This is a genomic window from Mycolicibacterium obuense (assembly GCF_055397605.1).
In genome coordinates this window covers 4,472,502-4,492,547 of the sequence record NZ_AP043663.1, presented here as the reverse complement: position 1 = coordinate 4,492,547, position 20,046 = coordinate 4,472,502, and the positions used below count along the sequence as shown (strand labels likewise).

23 protein-coding genes and 1 pseudogene are annotated in these 20,046 nt (G+C 67.8%); 18 read left to right on the top strand and 6 right to left on the bottom strand.

The annotated features are described in order from the left end of the window. Position 1: 1 nt before the first annotated feature. Positions 2–262: a hypothetical protein gene (locus tag ACZ50N_RS21585; RefSeq protein WP_046363806.1), complete on the top strand. Its 261-nt coding sequence runs from the start codon at positions 2–4 to the stop codon at positions 260–262. Between the two features lie 4 nt (positions 263–266). On the opposite strand, the gene ACZ50N_RS21580 is transcribed toward ACZ50N_RS21585, so the two are convergent. After that, the gene (locus ACZ50N_RS21580) at positions 267–1,739 is read right to left on the bottom strand and encodes a carboxyl transferase domain-containing protein (RefSeq protein WP_464473742.1); all 1,473 of its coding nucleotides are present in this window, start codon (positions 1,737–1,739) and stop codon (positions 267–269) included. Positions 1,740–1,764: 25 nt separating this feature from the next. Here ACZ50N_RS21580 and ACZ50N_RS21575 point away from each other — a divergent pair, with 25 nt between their 5' ends. The 7 genes and pseudogenes from ACZ50N_RS21575 to ACZ50N_RS21545 all read left to right on the top strand — a co-directional run bounded on the left by ACZ50N_RS21575 (position 1,765) and on the right by ACZ50N_RS21545 (position 8,312). Beyond that, positions 1,765–2,499 (top strand): enoyl-CoA hydratase, encoded by a 735-nt coding sequence (locus tag ACZ50N_RS21575; RefSeq protein ID WP_046363804.1) that lies wholly within the window; start codon positions 1,765–1,767, stop codon positions 2,497–2,499. Further along, entirely contained in the window at positions 2,499–3,605 is a 1,107-nt protein-coding gene (locus tag ACZ50N_RS21570; RefSeq protein WP_464473741.1) for an MBL fold metallo-hydrolase, read from the top strand. Before ACZ50N_RS21575 ends, ACZ50N_RS21570 begins: the two co-directional genes overlap by 1 nt. Before the next feature lie 28 nt (positions 3,606–3,633). Then, positions 3,634–4,410: pseudogene (locus ACZ50N_RS21565) on the top strand (serine hydrolase domain-containing protein); the annotation flags it as partial. 94 nt (positions 4,411–4,504) lie between these two features. After that, on the top strand, positions 4,505–5,215 hold the full coding sequence (locus ACZ50N_RS21560; protein WP_464475691.1) for a serine hydrolase: 711 nt from the start codon (positions 4,505–4,507) through the stop codon (positions 5,213–5,215). After that, positions 5,212–7,587: an HAD-IC family P-type ATPase gene (locus ACZ50N_RS21555; protein ID WP_048423958.1), complete on the top strand. Its 2,376-nt coding sequence runs from the start codon at positions 5,212–5,214 to the stop codon at positions 7,585–7,587. Before ACZ50N_RS21560 ends, ACZ50N_RS21555 begins: the two co-directional genes overlap by 4 nt. A gap of 10 nt (positions 7,588–7,597) precedes the next feature. Beyond that, a complete protein-coding gene (locus ACZ50N_RS21550; RefSeq protein WP_464473740.1) occupies positions 7,598–7,855 on the top strand; it encodes an antitoxin in 258 nt (85 codons plus the stop codon). Between the two features lie 7 nt (positions 7,856–7,862). Then, positions 7,863–8,312 carry a type II toxin-antitoxin system Rv0910 family toxin gene (locus tag ACZ50N_RS21545; protein ID WP_046363799.1) on the top strand — a complete coding sequence of 150 codons (450 nt, stop codon included), beginning with the start codon at positions 7,863–7,865 and terminating at the stop codon, positions 8,310–8,312. A gap of 58 nt (positions 8,313–8,370) precedes the next feature. Here the strand turns inward: ACZ50N_RS21545 and ACZ50N_RS21540 are convergent, their stop codons facing one another. After that, positions 8,371–9,015, bottom strand: a complete 645-nt coding sequence (locus ACZ50N_RS21540) for an NAD(P)H-binding protein (RefSeq protein WP_073683722.1) — start codon at positions 9,013–9,015, stop codon at positions 8,371–8,373. Between the two features lie 93 nt (positions 9,016–9,108). Here ACZ50N_RS21540 and ACZ50N_RS21535 point away from each other — a divergent pair, with 93 nt between their 5' ends. From ACZ50N_RS21535 to ACZ50N_RS21500, 8 genes are all read left to right on the top strand, one after another. Further along, a complete protein-coding gene (locus ACZ50N_RS21535; RefSeq protein WP_464473739.1) occupies positions 9,109–9,954 on the top strand; it encodes a CE1 family esterase in 846 nt (281 codons plus the stop codon). Between the two features lie 151 nt (positions 9,955–10,105). Beyond that, the gene (locus ACZ50N_RS21530) at positions 10,106–11,446 is read left to right on the top strand and encodes an ammonium transporter (RefSeq protein ID WP_464473738.1); all 1,341 of its coding nucleotides are present in this window, start codon (positions 10,106–10,108) and stop codon (positions 11,444–11,446) included. A 185-nt stretch (positions 11,447–11,631) separates the two neighbouring features. After that, positions 11,632–12,531, top strand: coding sequence for a thiamine pyrophosphate-dependent dehydrogenase E1 component subunit alpha (locus ACZ50N_RS21525; protein WP_464473737.1), 900 nt, complete (start codon positions 11,632–11,634; stop codon positions 12,529–12,531). Then, positions 12,528–13,508 (top strand): alpha-ketoacid dehydrogenase subunit beta, encoded by a 981-nt coding sequence (locus ACZ50N_RS21520; protein WP_464473736.1) that lies wholly within the window; start codon positions 12,528–12,530, stop codon positions 13,506–13,508. Before ACZ50N_RS21525 ends, ACZ50N_RS21520 begins: the two co-directional genes overlap by 4 nt. Further along, complete coding sequence (locus ACZ50N_RS21515) at positions 13,505–13,759, top strand: biotin/lipoyl-containing protein (RefSeq protein WP_046366000.1); 255 nt, start codon at positions 13,505–13,507, stop codon at positions 13,757–13,759. The genes ACZ50N_RS21520 and ACZ50N_RS21515 overlap by 4 nt, the downstream gene beginning before the upstream one ends. A 12-nt stretch (positions 13,760–13,771) precedes the next feature. Continuing rightward, positions 13,772–14,020 (top strand): acyl carrier protein, encoded by a 249-nt coding sequence (locus ACZ50N_RS21510; protein ID WP_046365994.1) that lies wholly within the window; start codon positions 13,772–13,774, stop codon positions 14,018–14,020. Beyond that, on the top strand, positions 14,017–14,973 hold the full coding sequence (locus tag ACZ50N_RS21505) for a 3-oxoacyl-[acyl-carrier-protein] synthase III C-terminal domain-containing protein (RefSeq protein ID WP_048423962.1): 957 nt from the start codon (positions 14,017–14,019) through the stop codon (positions 14,971–14,973). Before ACZ50N_RS21510 ends, ACZ50N_RS21505 begins: the two co-directional genes overlap by 4 nt. A gap of 19 nt (positions 14,974–14,992) precedes the next feature. Further along, positions 14,993–15,682 carry an SDR family oxidoreductase gene (locus tag ACZ50N_RS21500; RefSeq protein WP_464473735.1) on the top strand — a complete coding sequence of 230 codons (690 nt, stop codon included), beginning with the start codon at positions 14,993–14,995 and terminating at the stop codon, positions 15,680–15,682. Here the strand turns inward: ACZ50N_RS21500 and ACZ50N_RS21495 are convergent. Continuing rightward, complete coding sequence (locus ACZ50N_RS21495) at positions 15,670–16,086, bottom strand: hypothetical protein (protein ID WP_046365991.1); 417 nt, start codon at positions 16,084–16,086, stop codon at positions 15,670–15,672. The two genes, ACZ50N_RS21500 and ACZ50N_RS21495, sit on opposite strands and share 13 nt — an antisense overlap. 59 nt (positions 16,087–16,145) lie before the next feature. Continuing rightward, complete coding sequence (locus ACZ50N_RS21490) at positions 16,146–16,301, bottom strand: hypothetical protein (RefSeq protein WP_006241027.1); 156 nt, start codon at positions 16,299–16,301, stop codon at positions 16,146–16,148. A gap of 135 nt (positions 16,302–16,436) precedes the next feature. Between ACZ50N_RS21490 and ACZ50N_RS21485 the strand changes: the two genes are divergently transcribed. Both ACZ50N_RS21485 and ACZ50N_RS21480 read left to right on the top strand, forming a co-directional pair. After that, positions 16,437–17,852, top strand: a complete 1,416-nt coding sequence (locus ACZ50N_RS21485; protein WP_464473734.1) for an aldehyde dehydrogenase family protein — start codon at positions 16,437–16,439, stop codon at positions 17,850–17,852. 29 nt (positions 17,853–17,881) lie between these two features. Further along, positions 17,882–18,766, top strand: a complete 885-nt coding sequence (locus tag ACZ50N_RS21480) for an amidohydrolase family protein (protein WP_048423965.1) — start codon at positions 17,882–17,884, stop codon at positions 18,764–18,766. 69 nt (positions 18,767–18,835) lie between these two features. Here the strand turns inward: ACZ50N_RS21480 and ACZ50N_RS21475 are convergent, their stop codons facing one another. Both ACZ50N_RS21475 and ACZ50N_RS21470 read right to left on the bottom strand, forming a co-directional pair. After that, positions 18,836–19,045: a hypervirulence associated TUDOR domain-containing protein gene (locus ACZ50N_RS21475; protein WP_046365988.1), complete on the bottom strand. Its 210-nt coding sequence runs from the start codon at positions 19,043–19,045 to the stop codon at positions 18,836–18,838. 56 nt (positions 19,046–19,101) lie between these two features. Next, entirely contained in the window at positions 19,102–19,998 is an 897-nt protein-coding gene (locus tag ACZ50N_RS21470; protein ID WP_048423982.1) for a cyclopropane mycolic acid synthase family methyltransferase, read from the bottom strand. Positions 19,999–20,046: the final 48 nt, after the last annotated feature.

Below are 20,046 nucleotides of genomic sequence, written 5' to 3'. Positions count from 1 at the left end.
GGTGAGCCGCGACGACGACCGACGGCTCAAGGATTTCGCCGGCGCGGTGGTGCTGCTCCTTCTACAGGGGTTCTGTTGGCGCGCAGCCATGTTCCTTTCCCATGGTGCTGGCCCCGTGCTGCGCTACGGCGGCGTGGCCGTGCTGATGCTCACCCTCGCCGTGGTGATCTCGCAGGTGGCCAGGAAGCGCCCGGCCGCGTGGTTCGCCCTCGGCGGGCTCGCCGTTCAGGCTGCGATCGGTGCATTCGCGTTACTTGCCTGAGAAGTCAGGGCAGGCCGATGCGGCTGTACCGTGCGATACGGGCCTCCAGCCGCTCGAGCGCGGGCACCGCCCGCAAGGCTTGCAGCTCCGCGGCGATGGTGTCCGACAGGCGGCCGATGAACGCCCGAGGTTCCTCGGCGGCGTCGGGATGTTCGGGGACGATCGCATCGACGATGCCGCTTCGTAGCAGGTCGGCGGAGCGGATTCCCTGTGCCGCAGCCAATTCGGGGGCGTGGTCGACGTCGCGGTAGACGATCGCGCTGGCCCCCTCGGGCGGGAGTGGCGCGAGCCAGCCGTGCAGCGCGGCGATCACGCGGTCGGCCGGTGCCATCGCCAGGGCGGGGCCGCCGCTGCCCTGCCCCAGCAGGATCGACACGGTCGGGGTGTCCAGCATGACCAGATCGGCGAGGCAGCGCGCGATCTCCCCGGCCAGGCCGTCCTCCTCGGCCTCGACCGACAGCGCCGGGCCCGCGGTGTCGATCACGAGCACCAGCGGCAGCTGCAGACCGGCCGCGAGCGCCATGCCGCGCCGCGCTTCCCGTAGAGCCACCGGTCCGACCACACCGCCGACCACGTGCTGCTGACCGAGCACGACGGCGGGTTGGCCGCCGAAGCGGGCCAGCGCCAGCAGCGTCGTCGCCCCCTCGCCCTGCCCGGTGCCCGACAGCAGGACCCGCTCCGTGGAGCCGTGGCGCAGCAGAGCACCGACTCCGGGCCGATCCGGCCGCCGGGAGATCTCCACCGAGTCCCAGGCGGGCACGTCGGGCAGCGGCTCGGCCGGGGGAGCGGGTGGCGCTGTGCCCGGCGGATCGGACACCACGGTCAGCGTGCGGTCGATGGTGGCGCGCAGGACATCGAGCGGCACGACGGCGTCGATGACGCCGTGGCGCCGGAGGTTCTCCGCGGTCTGCACCCCGGCCGGAAACGGTTCGCCGTACAGGTGCTCGTAGACCCTCGGGCCGAGGAACCCGATCAGCGCGCCCGGCTCGGCCGCGGTGACGTGGCCGAGAGAGCCCCACGACGCGAACACTCCACCCGTCGTCGGGTGCCGCAGGTACACCAGGTAGGGCAGATGGGCCTGCTTGTGCTGCTGTACGGCGGCGGTGATCTTGACCATCTGCAGAAAGGCCACGGTGCCCTCCTGCATGCGCGTGCCACCCGAACTTGGTGAAGCCAGCAGCGGCAGCCGCTCGGCGGTGGCCCGGTGCACCGCCGCGACGATGCGTTCTGCGGCGGCCACCCCGATGGAACCCGCGAGGAATTCGAACTCGCACACGATGAGCGCGACCCGGCGGCCCATCACCCGGCCCTCGCCGGTCAGCACCGACTCGTCGAGCCCGGTGGCCGCGCCGGCAGTGCTCAATTCATGACGATAGGTGTCAGACATCGGGACCTTCAGGGGCGCGGAATCCCAGCTCACGAACGATTCCTCGTCGAGAACGGCGTCGCGCAGCTCGAGGGCGCGGATCCGGCTCACAGCTCGAGGCTAATAGGCTGGGCCCATGATTGAAGCCACCCGTGACGGCCATGTGCTGACTCTCGAGATGCAGCGTCCGGAGCGGCGCAATGCCCTGAACTCCGAACTCGTCGACGGTCTGCGCGAGGCGATCGAGAAAGCCGGCACCGAGGACGTCCGCGCGATCGTGCTCACGGGAGGCGGGCACGTCTTCAGTTCGGGCGCCGATCTGTCGGGCGGCCAGGGCGTCGCCGACGAGCTGCCCGACAAGGCGCGGGCCCTCAACCTGGCGATCGACCGGGCGCCGGTGCCCGTGATCGGCGCGGTCAACGGCCCGGCGATCGGCGCCGGGGTGATCCTGTCGATGATCTGCGATCTGCGGGTGGTGGCGCCGGAGGCCTACTTCCAGTTCCCGGTCGCCAAGTACGGCATCGCGCTGGACAACTGGAGCATCCGCCGGCTGACCTCCCTCGTCGGTGCCGGCCGGGCACGCGGCATGCTGCTGGCCGCCGAGCGGCTCACCTCGGAGGCGGCGCTGCAGACCGGGATGGCCAACCGCATCGGCACGCTGGCCGACGCGCAGGCTTGGGCGCAGGAGATCGCCGGTTACGCGCCGCTGGCCCTACAGCACGCCAAACGGGTGCTCAATGACGACGGCGCCTACGAGGATCCGTGGCCCGCGCACCAGGAGCTGTTCGACAAGGCCTGGAAGAGCCACGACATCATCGAGGCGCAGGTGGCCCGCATCGAGAAGCGCGCGCCGAAATTCCTGGGCGCCTGATGTTCGCCGCGGCGCTGCGCTTCGGGTTCGGGACAGCCTCTCTGCTGGGTGCCGGTTGGGTGCTGCGGGCGCTGCAGGGCACCTCGGCATCGCTGGGCGCCACGCCCGCCGAGATCGCTCCGGTCGCTCGGCGCTCGCCGCAGTACCGCGACGGCAAGTTCGTCAACCTGGAGCCCCCGTCGGGCATGACGATGGACCGGCAGGCGCAGCGCACCCTGCTGCGCGATCTGGCCAACGCCGGATCCTCGGGTAAGCCGCCGGGGCCCATCCCCATCGCCGACCCGCCGAAGGTGCACCCGGACGCGCAGACCGCGGCGGCGAGTTGGTACGGCCACTCCAGCTCGCTGATCGAGATCGACGGCTACCGCGTGTTGGCCGATCCGGTGTGGAGCCGCCGGTGTTCGCCGTCGCGAGCCGTCGGTCCCGAGCGCATGCACGAGGTGCCGCTGCTGATCGAGGCGCTGCCTGCGGTGGACGCGATCGTCATCAGCCACGACCACTACGACCATCTCGACATCGACACCGTCATCGCACTCACCCACAGCCAGCGGGCGCCGTTCCTGGTGCCGTTGGGCATCGGCGCGCATCTGCGCAAGTGGGGCATTCCGGAGAGCCGCATCGTCGAACTCGACTGGCACGAATCCCACCGCATCGGGGATCTGACGCTGGTCTGCACGCCGGCCCGGCATTTCTCCGGCCGGCTGTTCACCCGCGACACCACGCTGTGGGCGTCGTGGGTCGTCATGGGGCCGAAGCATCGCGCGTTCTTCGGCGGTGACACCGGATACACGAAGAGCTTCGCCGAGATCGGCGCCGAGTTTGGGCCATTCGACCTCACGCTGCTCCCGATCGGCGCGTATCACCCCGCGTTCTCGGACATCCACATGAACCCCGAGGACGCGGTGCGCGCGCACCTCGACGTGACCGAGGGCGGACTGATGATGCCGATCCACTGGGCGACGTTCCGGTTGGCGCCGCATCCGTGGGCCGAACCGGCGGAGCGGCTGGTGGTGGCCGCCGACGCCGAAGGCGTGCGGATCGCGGTGCCCATCCCCGGCGGCCGGGTGGACGGCGAGTCGGACTTCGATCCGTGGTGGCGGCTCTAGCGGACCGCCGCGGGTTACCGTTTCGATCATGAAGCTGGCCGTGCTCGCCGTGCTGTCCCTCTTGGCCGCCGGCTGCGGCGCCGGACCCTCGTCGAATCCGACGACGACGGCGTCGCCCCCGAGTCAGAGCGCCGACACACCCCCGCCATTGGTGCCGGCGATGCCGCTGCCCGAGGGCGCGGTCGACAAGGCGGTGGCCAAGCTCGACGGGCTCGCCGAGGAGCTGATGACGTCCTCGCGCATTCCCGGGATGGCCGTCGCCGTGGTACACGGTGGAAAGACTGTGTACGCGAGGGGTTTCGGCAAGAAGGATCTGACCCGCCCCGACGGATCGGAGAACGCCGTCGGACCGGACACCGTGTTCCAGCTGGCGTCGGTGTCCAAGTCACTGTCGGCCTCGGTGGTGGCCCACGAGGTCGGAGTCAAAACCGTCGACTGGAACACCCCGATCGTGTCGAAGCTGCCGTGGTTCGCGCTCGCCGATCCGGCCGTCACCTCGATGGTCTCGATCGGCGACATGATGTCGCACCGCTCCGGGCTGCCCGACCACGCCGGCGACCTGCTCGAGGATCTGGGCGACGACCGCAGGCAGGTCTTGGAGAAACTGCGCGACTATCCGCTCGACCCGTTCCGAATCTCCTACGCCTACACGAACTTCGGATTCACCGCGGGAGCCGAGGCGACGGCCGCCGCTGCGACCAGACCGTGGGAAGACCTCGCCTCCGACGTCCTGTTCCGTCCGCTCGGCATGACGACGGCCAGCTACCGCTTCGCCGACTACGCCCGCCGCCCCGATCGCGATCGGCCACATCCGCATCGACGGCACCTACCGGCCGCAGTTCGTCCGCGACGCCGACGCCCAGGCCCCCGCCGGCGGGGCCAGCGCCTCGGTGACCGACATGACGCACTGGCTGGCGATGGTGCTGGGCAACGGGACTTACGAGGGCCGGCAGGTGATCGACCCGGCGGCGCTGCTCCCCGCACTGACCCCCCAGTCGGTGTCCAGCCCGGCTACCGAACCGGCGATGCGCACGGGCTTCTACGGGTTCGGCTTCAACGTGGGAACCACGTCGGCGGCGCGCACCGAGCTGAGTCACTCCGGCGCGTTCGAACTGGGCGCGGGCACGAACGTCCTGATCCTTCCGTCGGCCGATGTGGCGATCGTCGCGCTCACCAACGCGACGCCGACCGGGGTGCCCGAGACGCTGACCGCCGAGTTCGCCGACCTGGTGCAGTTCGGCGAGATCAGGCAGGACTGGCGCAACCTGTATGCGAAGGCGTTCGAGAAGATCGACGCCCCGACGGGTTCTCTGTCTGGCAAGCAGCCCCCCGCCGACCCCGCGCCGCATGCTCCGCTGGCGAGCTATCTGGGGACCTATCGCAACGACTTCTGGGGTCCGGCCATCGTGACCGAAGCCGACGGCGTGCTGAAACTCCGGATCGGAGCGAATCTCGATGTGCCGCTGCGGCATTGGGACGGCAACACATTCGCCTACGACTTCATCACCGAGAACGCGCCACCGGGCACGGTGGCGTCGGCGACGTTCGACGGTCCGCGTCTGACGCTCGACTACTACAACGCCGAGGGCAAGGGAGTGTTCATCCGGTGACCACAGGACTCTCCGATGCCGAGGTCGCCCAGCGCATCGCCGCGGGCAAGACCAACGACGTGCCGACCCGCGCCGCGCGCAGCGTCTCGGAGATCATCCGCGGCAACGTGTTCACCCGCATCAATGCGATCCTCGGTGTGCTGTTGGTCATCGTGCTGTCGACGGGGTCGGTGATCAACGGTGCCTTCGGCCTGCTGATCATCGCCAACAGCGGGATCGGCATCATCCAGGAGCTTCGGGCCAAGCGCACCCTGGACAAGCTCGCGATCGTCGGGCAGGCGAAACCCTTGGTGCGGAGGCTTTCCGGGACGGCGCCGCTCCCGCCGAGCGAGGTGGTACTCGACGATCTGATCGAACTCGGGCCGGGCGACCAGATCATCGTCGACGGTGACGTCGTCGAGGCGGCGAACCTCGAGATCGACGAATCGTTGCTGACCGGCGAAGCCGACGCGATCGCCAAACACCCCGGCGAACACGTGATGTCGGGCAGCTTCGTGGTGGCCGGCAGCGGCGTCTATCGCGCCACCAAGGTGGGACGGGAGGCATACGCCGCCAAGCTCGCCGAGGAGGCCAGCAAGTTCACGCTGGTGAAGTCCGAACTGCGGAGCGGCATCAACAAGATCCTGCAGTTCATCACCTATCTGTTGGTGCCGGCCGGCGCGCTGATCATCTACACCCAGTTGTTCACCACCGACGCGGGCTGGCAGGAATCGGTGCTGCGCATGGTCGGCGCGCTGGTGCCGATGGTGCCTGAGGGCCTGGTGTTGATGACGTCGATCGCCTTCGCCGTCGGCGTTGTCCGGTTGGGGCGGCGCCAGTGTCTGGTCAACGAGCTGCCCGCCATCGAAGGCCTGGCCCGGGTGGACGTGGTGTGCGCGGACAAGACGGGCACGCTCACCGAGAACGGCATGCGGGTCAGCGAGGTCGAGCCGCTGGACGGGAGCGAGGTCACCGAGGTGCTGGCCCAGTTCGCCGCCGATGACGCCAGGCCCAACGCCAGCATGGCCGCCATCGCCGAGGCCTACCGCATGCCGCCCGGTTGGCGGGCCACCGCGACCGCGCCGTTCAAGTCGGCCACCAAGTGGAGCGGCGCGTCGTACGGCGAGCACGGGAACTGGGTCATCGGGGCGCCGGACGTGCTGCTCGACCCGGCGTCGCCGGCGGCCGCGCAGGCCGAGCAGATCGGTGCCCAGGGTCTGCGCGTGCTGCTGCTGGGCTCCAGTGACGTGCCGGTCGACGATCCGCAGGCGCCGGGTTCGGTGACCCCGGCCGCGCTGGTGGTGCTGGAGCAGCGCGTTCGGCCCGATGCCCGCGACACCCTCGACTACTTTGCCTCCCAACGGGTCTCGGTCAAGGTGATCTCCGGGGACAACGCGGTGTCGGTGGGCGCGGTGGCGTCCTCCCTGGGCTTGGCGGGCGAGACGATGGACGCGCGCCGACTGCCCACCGAGGACGACCGCCTGGCCGACACGCTGGAGGAGTGCACGACGTTCGGCAGGGTGCGGCCCGACCAGAAGCGGGCGATGGTGCGTGCGCTGCAGTCGCGCGGGCACACCGTCGCGATGACGGGCGACGGAGTCAACGACGTGCTGGCGCTCAAGGACGCCGACATCGGCGTCGCGATGGGGTCCGGAAGCTCGGCATCTCGCGCGGTGGCGCAGATCGTGTTGCTGGACAACAAGTTCGCCACCCTGCCCTACGTGGTGGGGGAGGGCCGTCGGGTCATCGGCAACATCGAACGTGTCTCCAACCTGTTCCTGACCAAGACCGTCTACTCGGTGCTGCTCGCGGTGCTCGTCGGTGTGGCCGGCCTGTCGGCCAAGATCTTCGGCACCGATCCGCTGCTGTTCCCGTTCCAGCCGATCCACGTCACGATCGCGGCCTGGTTCACGATCGGGGTGCCGGCGTTCATCCTGTCGCTGGCACCCAACGCCGAACGCGCGCACACCGGATTCGTCCGCCGGGTGATGACCGCGGCATTGCCCTCGGGCCTGGTGGTCGGGATCGCGACGTTCGTGTCGTATCTACTGGCCTATCAGGGGCGGGCCGCCACTGCGGTCGAGCAGACGCAGGCCTCGACCGCGGCGCTCATCACGCTGCTGGTGTCGGCGCTGTGGGTGCTGGCCGTGGTGGCCCGGCCTTACGAATGGTGGCGGGTGGCGCTGGTCGCCGCGTCAGCGTTGGCCTACGTGCTGATCTTCAGCCTGCCGGCGGCCTGGAAGCTGTTCCTGCTCGACCCGACGAACCTGGCGACCACGTCGACGGCGCTGGCCATCGGGCTGGTCGGGGCGGCCGCGGTCGAGGTGATCTGGTGGGTGCAGGGCAGGGTGCTCGGCGAAACCCGCAGGCTGTGGCGTTCGCCAGAACGGTAAAGTCGGGCGCATGGGATTTTTGGACAAGGCGAAAGATCTTCTTTCCAAGAACGCCGACAAAGTGGACACCGTGATCGACAAGGCCGGTGACCTCGTCGACAAGAAGACGCAGGGCAAGTACGCGTCGACGGTCGACAAGGTGCAGGAGGCGGCGAGGAAGGCCGTCTCCGATCAGACGGGGCAGCCCGGCACGCCCGGACAGCCCGGCACGGTCAATCCGCCGGTGCCGCCGCAGCAGGAACCGCCGACGGCCCCTCCGATCTCGTAACGCGCCGATGGCCAAGCTCTCGGTTTCCGTCGACGTGCCGCTACCGCCCGACAAGGCGTGGGAGAGCGCCTCGGATCTGTCCCGCTACAAGGAGTGGCTCTCCATTCACCGGGTGTGGCGCTCGCCGCTGCCTGACACCATCGACAAGGGCACGACCCTCGACTCGATCGTCGAGGTCAAGGGCATGCTCAACCGCATCAATTGGACTGTCGTGCACTTCAAGCCGCCGGAGGCGATGACGCTGAACGGCGTCGGTCGCGGGGGAGTGAAGGTGAAGCTGATCGGCAAGGTGCGGCCTTCCGCCACCACCTCCCCCGATGGGTCGAACGTGCAGTTCGACGTCCACCTGGGCGGGCCGGCGCTGTTCGGTCCGATCGGTATGGTCGTCGCCAGCGCCCTGCGTAGTGACATCGAAGAGTCGCTGAACCGCTTCAAGGCCGTGTTCGCGCCGGCCTGATCGTCTTCCGGCGAGCAGACGCGAACTCGAGCTGTTCGGTGCTCGAGTTCGCGTCTCCTCACGCCGAGGAAATCGGGGTGTCCCCGGCGATCAGCTCGAACGTGCGGCCCTCGGTCTGCGGGTCGTGGAGCACGTCGACGATCACCGCCGCGACATCGGCGCGGGCGATGCTTCCCCGGCCCGTGTGCTCGGCGATCGTGACCCGGCCGGTGGGCTCGTCATCGGTGAGGTGTCCCGGGCGCACGATGGTTGCCGAAAGTCCTGTGCGCGAGCGGATGTCGTCATCAGCGGCACCTTTGGCGCGCAGATAGGCGACGAAGACCTCGTCGGCCGCGTCGTCGGGGGTGTCGACGTCGGCGCCCATGGCCGAGATCATCACGTAGCGCCGTACGCCCGCCGCCTCGGCGGCATCGGCCAACAGGATCGCCGCATCCCGGTCCACGGTCTGCTTGCGGGCGGCCCCGCTGCCGGGGCCGGCGCCGGCAGCGAACACCACGGCGTCCGCGCCGGCCAGGTGGCCGGCGACCTCGTCGACCGTCGCCTTCTCGAGGTCGATGACGACGGGCCTGGCGCCGGCGGCCTCGAGGTCGGCGGCGTGGTCGGGGTTGCGGATCAGTCCGACGACCGCGTCCCCCCGCGCAGCGAGCAGCCGTTCCGTGATCAGAGCGATCTTGCCGTGACCACCTGCGATGACAACGTTCACCGTCTGTTCCTCTCGGTCGGGGACACTGATCCCGTGTCTACCACCGTGCCCCGGCGTGTTTCGGCCGAAACCGTTGGGTCAATACTGGCGCCCGTGTCCGCAAGAGTCGCCCGTGTCTTGACCGCGCTGGCCGCAGCGGTGGTCACCGTCGTCGCGTCAGCCGTGCCGGCGGGTGCCGCCCCAGGCCCGGCTCAGGGCCTGCTCCAGGTCGGCGGCCTGCAGCGCACCTACTCGGTGCACGTACCGCCCGGCGCCGTGACCGGCCTGGTGATCAACCTGCACGGTGCCGGCCAGACCGGTCGCGACCAGGAGACGTTCACCAACTACGACGCGGTCGCCGACCGTTACGGATTCGTCGTGGCCTACCCCGACGGCGTCGACATGAGCTGGGCGGACGGACGCGGCGGCTCGGTTCCCGAGCGGCAGGGCGTCGACGACGTCGGCTTCCTGTCCACGCTGATCACCCAGCTGACCAACGAGTACGGGGTCAGCCCGGGCCGGGTGTTCGTCACCGGCATGTCGGCCGGCGGCTTCATGGCGCAGCGGCTGGCCTGCGACCGTGCGGATCTGGTCGCGGCCGTGGTGTCGGTCGCGGGCACGCTGGGCGCGACGGTCCCGTGCGCGCCGTCGCGACCGGTGTCGGTGCTCGCCGTGCACGGTGACGCCGATCCGGTGGTGCCCTTCGGTGGCGGCCCCATGGTCGGTCGCGGCGGACCGAGCGTCATCGTCTCGGCTCCTGAGCTCGTCAACCGCTGGCGCGCGATCGATGGCTGCCCGCCCCCGGTCGACAGCCCGGGCCGCTCGTCGGCGACGGGGTGCGCCGACGGCACCGCGGTCGAGTTCGTGATCCTCGGCGGTGGTGGCCACGTCTGGCCGACCGGATTCGGGTTCGACGCCAGCCAGGCGGGCGCGGACTTCTTCGCCGCACACGGCCGCTGACGCAGCGGCGCCGCACTCCATGTGCTGTCCGTTCTGGGGCAGCAGGGCGGCAGGACGGCAGATCCTGCGAAACATTCCGGAAACATGATCGCCTCGTCGTGGAAACGCGGGGCCGACATTCTCGTCCGGGACCGCCCGAAGGAGTGCGCACGTGAATCAGATCGACCCCGCAGCGACCGCCTGGTTGTTGGCCAGCACCGCCCTGGTGCTTCTCATGACGCCCGGTCTGGCGATCTTCTACGGCGGGATGGTCCGCACCACCGGCGTGCTGAACATGATCATGATGAGCTTCATCGCGATTCCCTTGGTCACGGTGGCGTGGCTACTCGCCGGCTACAGCCTCGCGTTCTCGGACAGCCGCGCCGGCGGAGCGATCGGGAGCCTGGCGCACGTGGGGCTCAGTGGCATCACCCCGGACAGCGTGCACGGGCAGGTTCCCGAACTGCTGTTCGTGACGTTCCAGCTGACGTTCGCGATCATCACTGCGGCGCTGGTCAGCGGTGCGATCGCCGACCGCGCCAAGTTCATGGCCTGGGTGGTCTTCGTGCCGCTGTGGGTGATCGTGGTGTACTCCGTTGTCGCACATTGGGTATGGGCTCCGGACGGCTGGATGATGCGCTGGGGTGTGCTGGATTACGCCGGCGGTCTGGTCGTCGAGATCGTCTCGGGCGCTTCGGCGTTGGCGCTGGCGCTGGTGCTGGGACCGCGCATCGGATTCAAGAAGGAAGCGATGCGACCGCACAACCTGCCGTTCGTCCTGCTCGGCGTCGGACTGCTGTGGTTCGGGTGGTTCGGTTTCAACGCGGGCTCGGCGCTGGCCGCGAACGGGACCGCCGCAGCCATCTTCCTGAACACACTGGTGGCCGGGTGTCTGGGCATGCTCGGCTGGCTCACGGTCGAACAGGTTCGCGATGGCAAGCCGACGACGTTCGGCGCAGCGTCGGGAGTGGTGGCCGGCCTGGTCGCGATCACGCCGTCGTGCGGGACCGTCACCACATTCGGTGCCGCGCTGGTGGGTGTGGCCGCCGGCGTGGTCTGCGCCTTCGCCATCGGCCTCAAGTTCCGCTTCGGCTACGACGATTCACTCGACGTGGTGGGGGTGCACTTCGTCGGCGGCGTGGTCGGGGTCCTGCTGATCGGTCTCCTCGCGTCGTCCACGATGACGGGCGGAGCGAGCGGTCTGTTCTACGGTGGCGGCTTCGGTCAGCTCGGCAAGCAGGCGGTCGCGGTCGTGGTCGTCGCGGGCTATGCGTTCGCCGCGTCGTTCCTGCTGGCCAAAATTGTCGACAGGGTCATCGGTTTCCGCATCAGCGCCGAGGACGAGGTGTCCGGTGTGGACTTCTCGCAGCACGCCGAAACCGCCTATGCAGAAGGCGTTCACGGTCACGGAGCTCCGCCGCGAACGGGCCTGTTCGGCAGCTCGGGTCCGACGGGGAATGCGGCTTCGTCACGCCCCGCCAGTTCCGGAGAACAGGCGCCGCAGCCGGACTGACCTCCCGATGCTGTGAATTAGTGCACCCGCTGTATTCAACGGTGCGGTAAGTTACAGTGGCTAAGAACTTGTTCCGTAGGTCAGTCACAGCGTTGCGTCAACTGCATCTCTCACGCATCCGGGGCTGGTCACCGGGATGCCATTGGGTAGGTCGTAGTCGTTGACGCCGACAGGAACGTGCTGAATTGACCGATCTGGCAACGTCTGTGGATGTACAGACCAGCCGCGCGATGTTGCGCCACATGCTGGTCGCACGCGGCGTGGACGCGGAGGCCGTCCGTCTGCAGAATCAGGGTCGGGTCGATCTGTGGCTGTCGTGCCGCGGCCAGGAAGCAGCGCAGGTTGCCTCGGCGATGGCCATCGGTGAGGCCACCACCATCTTTCCCAGCTACCGGGAACACGCTGTGGCAATCGTGCGTGGCATCGACGGTGTCGGGCTGGTGGCGCAATGGGCCGGCAAGACATTCTGCGGGTGGAATCCCCATCGGCACCGCTTCTTTCCCTACACCCTGGTAGTAGCGGCACAGACCCTGCACGCGGTCGGCTTCGCGATCGCCCGCCGGCTGCAGAGCCTCTCCGAGATGGTGGTCGTCTACCTCGGCGACGGCGCGACCAGCGAGGGGGATGTGTCAGAAGCGATGAACCTCGCTGCGGTGGAACAGGTTCCGGTGCTGTTCGTCGTGCAGAACAACGGGTGGGCCATCTCCAAACCGAGCCACGAACAGATGCGGACCAGTATCGCCGAGCGGGCTCGCGGCTTCGGCATCACATCGTGGTCGGTGCCTACCGAGGATCCCGAACTCGCCTACCTCCACTGTGTCGGTGCACGCGAGCACGTCGAGACCACCGGCACGCCCGGGCTGATCGAACTGCGCACCACCAGAACTGCTGGGCACAGCAGCTCTGACGCCCACACGCTCTATCGTGACGAACACGAGTTGGCCGCAGCGGCAGCCAACGATCCGGTGCAGCAGTACCGCGACAGGCTGTTGTCCGCCGGCGTCGTGGACGACCTGTGGCTCGCCGAGATCGACCGCGACATCGAAGCGCACAGCCGTGCGATGGTGGAGGCGTTCGGTCGATGACCACCGCGCGGCCCAGCTGCCTGGCCGAATCGCTCAACGGCACGCTGTCCGACATGATGGACCGCGACAGCTCGATCGTGTTGATCGGGCAGGACATCGGACGCCTGGGCGGGGTGTTCCGGGTGACGAGAGGCTTGCAGGGTCGCTTCGGTGTGGACCGCGTGCGCGACGCCGTGCTCGCGGAGTCGTCCATCGTCGGCCAAGCGATCGGGATGTCGATCGCAGGGCTGAAACCGATCTGCGAGATCCAGTTCGACGGCTTCGTCTACCTGGCGATGAATCAGATCGTCACCCAGGCCGCGAAGATGATCACGCGCTGGAACGGCGACCTCGACCTGCATCTGGTGGTGCGGGTTCCCGTCGGCGGTGGTATCCGCGCGGTCGAGCACCACAGTGAATCCCCCGAGGCGCTGTTCGCCCACACGCCGGGCCTCCATGTCGCCTATCCGTCGTCGCCCGAGGATGCCGCGGCGATGCTCGAGTACGCGTGCCATCTCGGCGCGCCGGTGATCTTCTTCGAACCCAAACGCCTGTACTGGCATCGTCGGAGGCAGGCCCGAACTGATGCGGACGTGCTGTCGGCTCTCGGTGCACGCGTGGTCCGGTCCGGGTCGGACATCACGGTGGCCGGTTGGGGTGCGGTGCTCGAAGAGGTCCTGGCCGCGGCAGACGACCTGGCCGGCACCATCGATGTCGAGGTCATCGACCTGCGCTGGATCGCGCCGATGGATGTCGACACGGTGCTCACCTCCGTGGCACGCACCGGCCGGCTGCTGATCGTGCACGAAGCCGTCGAATTCTGCGGTGTGGGAGCAGAATTGGCGGCCACGGTGAGTGAGCGAGGCTGGGCCGACCTGACCGCCCCGGTTCGGCGGTTGGCGCCGCCGCGCCACATCTATCCCCCCGCGGACTTCGAAGCCGACCATCTGGTGGACCAACCGGCCGTCGTCCGCATGATCGAAGAGATGTGCCGGTGAGCGAAGATTCGACGGTCGACATCCACGTCCCCGACTTCGGTCACGGGCTGACCGACGCGCTGGTGGTGGAGTGGCTGGTCTCCGTCGGTGATTCCGTGGAGCGCGGCGACGTGGTCGCCGTTCTCGAAACGGACAAGAGCAGTGTGGATCTGATGGCCGAAAGGGCCGGCACGGTGGTCGAAATAGTGGTCGATGCCCGGTCGATCACCACGTCAGGATCAGTGTTGTACAAAATCGACGAGCGACGGTGAAAGGTCGAGGCGATGTCATCCATCGAAGAACGAATGAACACCATCATGCTCAAAATCGTCCGGCGTCGATCTCCTGACGCCGGCGTCGACGACTTCGGCACGGCGGTCTGGGATCTCGACCTGGATTCGCTCGACGTCGCCGAGCTGACCGAGCTGCTGGAGAAGGAGTTCAGCGTCGAGGCCGATCTCGAGAAGCTCGACGAGTGCGTCAGCCCCGCCGACATCAAGGCCTACTTCATGGGACTGATCGGCACACCGTGAACGCCGGCATCGTCGATATCGTCACGGCCACAACGGGTGAGCACGTACCGAACGCGTTCTTCGACGCCATCGGACTCACTGACGAGTGGATCCGTCGGCGCACCGGCGTCGCCGCGCGGTGGTGGATGGACGACGACGAGGCGCTCGACGATGTCGCGGCGCGTGTGTGCGCGCCGTTGGTCGCCCGGCACCGGGACATCCGGATCGCCGCGCTGGTGGTGGTGAGCAGTTCGGCTGGCGGCGCCGTGCCCGGTATCGCGCAGCGCGTGGCCACGAAGGCCGGATTGCCGCACGACATCTTGGCTTTCGACATGTCCGCTGCCTGTAGCGGATTCATCTACGGTCTGATCAACGGCTTGACTCTGTGCGACGGTGGCGACGGCTCCGCGGTGATCGTCTGCTGCGTCGAGGCGATGTCGCGGATGCTGGACAAGACCGACCGCAACACGGGTCCGCTGTTCGGCGACGGGGCGGGTGCGGTGCTGATCGCCCCGAGGCCGGCGTTCCGCAAGCATCGCTGGCACGCCGGATCCGACGGCGCCGGTGCGGATCTCATGCGTGGGCAGGTGGGTCAGGGCATTCAACTCGACGGCATCCGCGTCTACCATCGCGCTGTCCGGACCATGACCGAGACAGCGAAGATCCTGCAGGACGGCGATGTCGAGCCCTCGATCGTGATCGGTCACCAGGCCAATTCCCGTATCCTGCAGCGGGTCCGCGACGAGGCCGACATCGGGAACGCCGTGTTCGTGGACTGCGTCGAGAACTTCGGCAACACCTCGGCGGCGTCCATCCCGCTGGCGCTCGGTGAATCGTTGCGGCAGGGAACCATCCCCACTGAGGGCCGCGCGCTGCTGGTCGCCTACGGCGCCGGTGAGGCGTGGGGAGGCGTCATGGTCGACTACGACCTCAGCGACGCCGATACCGGCGCAGCCCTCGACATCGATGGGTGATGGTCCCGAGGTCGTGGTCGTGACCGGCGCGTCGCGCGGAGTCGGTGCCGGCGTGGCCGTCGGGGTGGCGCGTCCGGGCCGGCACGTCGTCGTCAACTACCGGGAGAAGGAGCGCAGGGCCGCCGAGGTCGTCGCGGCGGTGCGTGAGTCCGGTGCGGGAGCGACGGCGGTGCAGGCGGATCTGTGCGACGAGAACGCCGTGAGCGCGATGTTCGCCGAAATCTCGCGGCTCGGGGTGCTGAAGGTGTTGGTGCTCAACGCTTCTGGCGGGCTCGAGCGGCACGCCGACGCCGGATACGCGCTGCGGCTCAACCGTGACGCTCAGGTGGCGGTGGCGCGGCGGGCGCTGGCTTGTATGCCGGCCGGGGGACTGATCGTGTTCGTCACCAGCCATCCGGCTCACTTCTTCGGCCGTCGACCGGTGCCCATCGACGGCTATGCCGGGGTGGCGGAGAGCAAGCACGCCGGCGAGGTGGCGCTGCGGGCGCTGCAGGACGAGTTCGCCGCCCGCGGCGTCACGTTCGTCGTGGTGTCAGGGGATCTGCTGGAAGGGTCGGTGGCGGTGCGGATGCTGCACCGCATCGACCCGGACGGGGTGGCGGCCCGGCGGGAAGCGGGCCCTCTGCCGACGGTGGCAGAGTTCGCCGGCGCGATCGTCGCGGCGATCGACTCGCCTCCGTCGACCGGCGAGACGATCTACGTGGGGTGAGGCTTGTCGCGTGATGATCGCCGCCGCGGCGGCTTCTCCTCACGGGGCGGCTCCGTGGCGCCGCGATTGGTGAACCGGCCCAGTGTGGACACCCCGGGCATCGTCGACACCGTGCGGTAGACGTCGTTGCCGGTGGCCACCAACGCTTCGAGTTGCGGCAGGAGGGCATCGAGGGTGCGCAGCATGGGGTCAGCCAGCGCCAGATAGCGTTCGGTGCGGTCGATCACCGCATTGAGTCGCGCGGTAGCTGCGGCGAGATTCTCGATCAGGTCGGGCATCTCGGCCGCGAGTTGGATGGAGGCGGGCGGGATTCGCATGGCGGTCGAGGCGACCGTCTGGGCCGCGTCTGCCGCCGCCTGCGCGGCCGCCCTGAGCTCCTTCGGACTGGGGACTTGAGGGGTCATGGATCAACGATGCCGCATGCCGCCAAAGCCCGTGGGCTTTGGCGGCATGTGTCGGCCCGCTAGAACCAGACTTTTCGCCCGCCGACGGGACGGCCCACGGCGCCGAGAATCCACAGCACCACTCCGACGACCACGAGGATCGCGCCGATCGTGTAGAGGATCGACAGGCTGGTGAAGTAGCCGATCAACAGAAGGATGATGCCGAGCACGATCATGATCAATCCGATCTTCGAAGGACACGTTCACGTCATAATTGCGTCAGAGGAATTACCAGTTCCGTCAAAACCAAACCCCTCGAATCGAAACGCAGAAGGCCCCCGCACTCGGACCCGGTGAGGAAAAGTGGGGTCATGCGCGAATATCTCCAGTTCTACATCGACGGTGAGTGGGTCCCCCCGCTGCGGCCGAACACCCTCGACGTCGAGGATCCGTCCACCGAGAAGGTCGCGGGCCGCATCGCTCTCGGCTCCTCGGCGGATGTGGACCTCGCTGTCCAGGCCGCTCGGCGCGCGTTCGCCGGGTGGTCGCAGACCAGCCGTGACGAGCGCCTCGAGTTGCTGTCGTCGATCCTGACCGAATACCGCTCACGCAGCAGCGACCTTGCCGATGCGGTGCACGAAGAGATGGGGGCGCCGCCGGCCCTGGCAGCAGGCACTCAGGTCAACCTCGGGATGGGCCATCTGCTTTCGGCGATCGAGACGCTGAAGACCTTCGCGTTCGACGAGCAGCAGGGCGGCACACAGGTGGTGCGGGAACCGATCGGGGTGTGCGGTCTGATCACGCCGTGGAACTGGCCGCTCAACCAGATCGCCTGCAAGGTGTTCCCCGCGCTGGCCGTCGGCGCCACGATGGTGCTCAAACCCTCGGAGGTGGCGCCCTTCTCCGCTCAGATCTTCACCGAGATCATCGCTGCCGCAGGAGTTCCCGCGGGTGTCTACAACCTGGTCTACGGTGACGGTCCCGGGGTGGGTGCTGCGTTGTCCGCGCATGACGACATCGACATGGTCTCGTTCACCGGGTCGACTCGCGCCGGCGTCGACGTCGCGAGGAACGCCGCCGCGACGGTCAAGCGGGTGACGCAGGAGCTCGGTGGTAAGAGCCCGAACATCGTGCTCGACGACGACCGATTCGCCAGGAGTGTCGCCGTGGGCACGACGGCGATGATGCTGAACAGCGGTCAGAGCTGCAACGCGCCGTCGCGGATGATCGTGCCGGCTGCTCGGATGGCCGAGGCGGTGGAGGCGGCCCGGGATGCGGCGCAGGCCGTACGTGTCGGCGACCCGGCGGACAAGAAAGCCATCGGGCCAGTGGCGTCGAAGGCGCAGTACGAGAAAATCCAGGGTCTGATCGCCCGGGGCATCGACGAAGGGGCCACGCTGGTGGCCGGCGGACTCGGTCGGCCCGACGGTCTCGACACCGGCTACTACGTGCGGCCGACGGTGTTCGCCGACGTCACCAACGACATGACCATCGCGCGCGAGGAGATCTTCGGGCCCGTCCTGTGCATCCTGGGTTACGACGATCTCGACCACGCGATCGAGATCGCCAACGACACCGACTACGGGCTGGCCGGCTATGTGGCTGGCGCTGACCCCGAGCAGGCCCGCGCCGTGGCCAAGCGCATCCGCGCAGGATCGGTGGCGATCAATCACGCCTTCGACATCGAGGCGCCGTTCGGCGGATACAAGCGCAGTGGCAACGGCCGCGAATGGGGCCGGTTCGGCTTCCACGAGTACCTCGAGATCAAGGCCGTGACGTCGGCCTGAACCGGCGATCAGGGCGCGGAGGAAGCGAAATGTACACCTATGCAATCGATTTCGACCGCATCGAGGCGATCGACATCCACACCCACGTCGAGATCGACGGACATGGCCATCGCGCCTACGACGACGTGCTCATCGAGGCGACGGCGAAGTACTTCAAGATGGCACCCGGGATCGTCGCCAGCGTTGACGCGATCGCCGACCAGTACCGCCGCCACAACACCGCCGCCGTCGTGTTCACCATCGATGCTCGGCACGGGATGCGGCATGCGCCCAATTCGATCGAGGATCTGGTGCTGGGGGCCGAGCGCAACAACGACGTGCTGATCCCGTTCGGGAGCGTGGATCCCCACCAGGGTCGGCACGCGGTGCATCGGGTCCATGAGCTGGTGCGTGACTTCGGCGTGAAGGGCTTCAAGTTCCATCCCAGCATGCAGGCGTTCGAGCCGAACGACCGTGCGTACTACCCGATCTATCACGCGATCGCCGATGCCGGTGTGCCCGCGCTGTTCCACACCGGGCAGACGGGGATGGGATCTGGGCTGCCGGGCGGATATGGCATCAAGCTGCGCTACAGCGATCCGATGCTGCTCGACGATGTCGCCGCCGACTTCCCGGAGCTGACGATCGTGATGGCCCATCCTGCGGTGCCGTGGGTCGATGCGCAGATCTCGATCGCCACGCACAAGCCGAATGTCTACGTCGATCTATCCGGATGGAGCCCGAAGTATTTCCCGCCGCAGTTGGTGCATGCGCTCAGCCGGCAGTTGCGCACCAAGGCTCTGTTCGGGACGGATTACCCGTATCTGCAGCTCGACCGGTGGCGCCGCGACTTCGACACACTCGACATCGATCCCGCGGTACTGCCGCTGATCTACAAGCAGAACGCGTTGCGGGTCCTCGGGGTGACCTCATGAGCGCGAGCAGACGCGAACTGGCGCGAATCACGCCAGATTCACGCGAGTCCGCGTCTGCTCGCCCCGTCGTCAGGACTTCTTCTTCAGCGAGTCCGGCTTGTGGACGGCGTCATTGCCGCTCTTGTCGCTGACCACCCGGTACTGCGGGTCGTCTTTGGACGCGCGGACCGTCCGTCCTGCCGCCTCGGTGTCAGAGGTGATCTTCTCCTCGACGGTGCCTTTGACGGTGTTGCCGTGGCTCTCCCAGGTGACCTTGTCGCCCTTTTTGAATTCGCTCATGGGCGGCGAATACCCGGCTCGCGGCCGCGAAGACCTGACCGAAGGGTGACGGTGGGTCAGTTCTTGACGAGCGTGAACTGACCCAGTTCGCTGACGCCGCGGTTGAAGAAGTCGCTGCAGCCGACGAGGTACTTCATGTAGCGCTGGTACACCTCTTCGGAGGTCGCGGCGACCGCCTCGTCGTGATGGGCCTCGAGCGCCTCGGCCCAGGTATCGAGCGTGCGCACGTAGTCGGCGTTGAGGAACTGCGTCTGCTCGAGGGTGAACCCGGCCTGGCTGGACAACTCGACGATGTTCTCCTCGCCGGGCACCGATCCGCCGGGGAAGATCTCTTTGGCGATGAACCGCATGAACTTCAGGTCGGTCATCGTGATCGGGATGCCCAGCTCAGGCCACTTCTTCAGCGGATGGCCGAGGATGGCCTGCAGAAGCATGCGGCCGCCCTCGGGCAGGACACTGCTGCACATCTTGAAGAACGGTTCATAGCGCTCCTGCGGGAACGCCTCGATCGCCTCGATGCTGATGATCCGGTCGACGGGCTCGTCGAACTGTTCCCAGCCGCGCAGCAGAATTCGACGTGAGCGGTCGGTGTCGAGACCGTCGAGCAGTTCCTGCGCGAACTTGCACTGGTTGCGGCTCAAGGTCAGCCCGACCACGTTGACGTCGTGCTTTTCGACGGCCCGCTGGAGCACCGAACCCCAGCCGCAGCCGATGTCGAGCAGTGTCATGCCCGGCTCGAGGTTCAGCTTGCCCAGCGCGAGGTCGATCTTGGCCATCTGGGCCTCTTCGAGCGTCATGTCGTCACGCTCGTAGTACGCACAGCTGTAGGTCCGCGACGGATCCTGAAACAGACCGAAGAAGTCGTCGGAGAGATCGTAGTGCGCCTGCACCTCTTCGAAGTGGGGCGTCATGTCCTTGTTCGAGTCGGACCGTCCCGCAGCGCCCTTACCCATTCCCCGACCGACCTCCAATTCATCCGCACCGATGGCGAATCTGCTCAA

What these genes read in the sequence shown, in the direction of transcription:
- ACZ50N_RS21490 (WP_006241027.1), bottom strand. Translation starts at nt 16,301, where the DNA reads ATGATCGTGCTCGGCATCATCCTTCTGTTGATCGGCTACTTCACCAGC.
- ACZ50N_RS21485 (WP_464473734.1), top strand. Translation starts at nt 16,437, where the DNA reads ATGCGCGAATATCTCCAGTTCTACATCGACGGTGAGTGGGTCCCCCCG.
- ACZ50N_RS21470 (WP_048423982.1), bottom strand. Translation starts at nt 19,998, where the DNA reads ATGGGTAAGGGCGCTGCGGGACGGTCCGACTCGAACAAGGACATGACG.
- ACZ50N_RS21550 (WP_464473740.1), top strand. Translation starts at nt 7,598, where the DNA reads ATGGGATTTTTGGACAAGGCGAAAGATCTTCTTTCCAAGAACGCCGAC.
- ACZ50N_RS21575 (WP_046363804.1), top strand. Translation starts at nt 1,765, where the DNA reads ATGATTGAAGCCACCCGTGACGGCCATGTGCTGACTCTCGAGATGCAG.
- ACZ50N_RS21545 (WP_046363799.1), top strand. Translation starts at nt 7,863, where the DNA reads ATGGCCAAGCTCTCGGTTTCCGTCGACGTGCCGCTACCGCCCGACAAG.
- ACZ50N_RS21570 (WP_464473741.1), top strand. Translation starts at nt 2,499, where the DNA reads ATGTTCGCCGCGGCGCTGCGCTTCGGGTTCGGGACAGCCTCTCTGCTG.
- ACZ50N_RS21510 (WP_046365994.1), top strand. Translation starts at nt 13,772, where the DNA reads ATGTCATCCATCGAAGAACGAATGAACACCATCATGCTCAAAATCGTC.
- ACZ50N_RS21475 (WP_046365988.1), bottom strand. Translation starts at nt 19,045, where the DNA reads ATGAGCGAATTCAAAAAGGGCGACAAGGTCACCTGGGAGAGCCACGGC.
- ACZ50N_RS21480 (WP_048423965.1), top strand. Translation starts at nt 17,882, where the DNA reads ATGTACACCTATGCAATCGATTTCGACCGCATCGAGGCGATCGACATC.
- ACZ50N_RS21520 (WP_464473736.1), top strand. Translation starts at nt 12,528, where the DNA reads ATGACCACCGCGCGGCCCAGCTGCCTGGCCGAATCGCTCAACGGCACG.
- ACZ50N_RS21560 (WP_464475691.1), top strand. Translation starts at nt 4,505, where the DNA reads ATGACGCACTGGCTGGCGATGGTGCTGGGCAACGGGACTTACGAGGGC.
- ACZ50N_RS21495 (WP_046365991.1), bottom strand. Translation starts at nt 16,086, where the DNA reads ATGACCCCTCAAGTCCCCAGTCCGAAGGAGCTCAGGGCGGCCGCGCAG.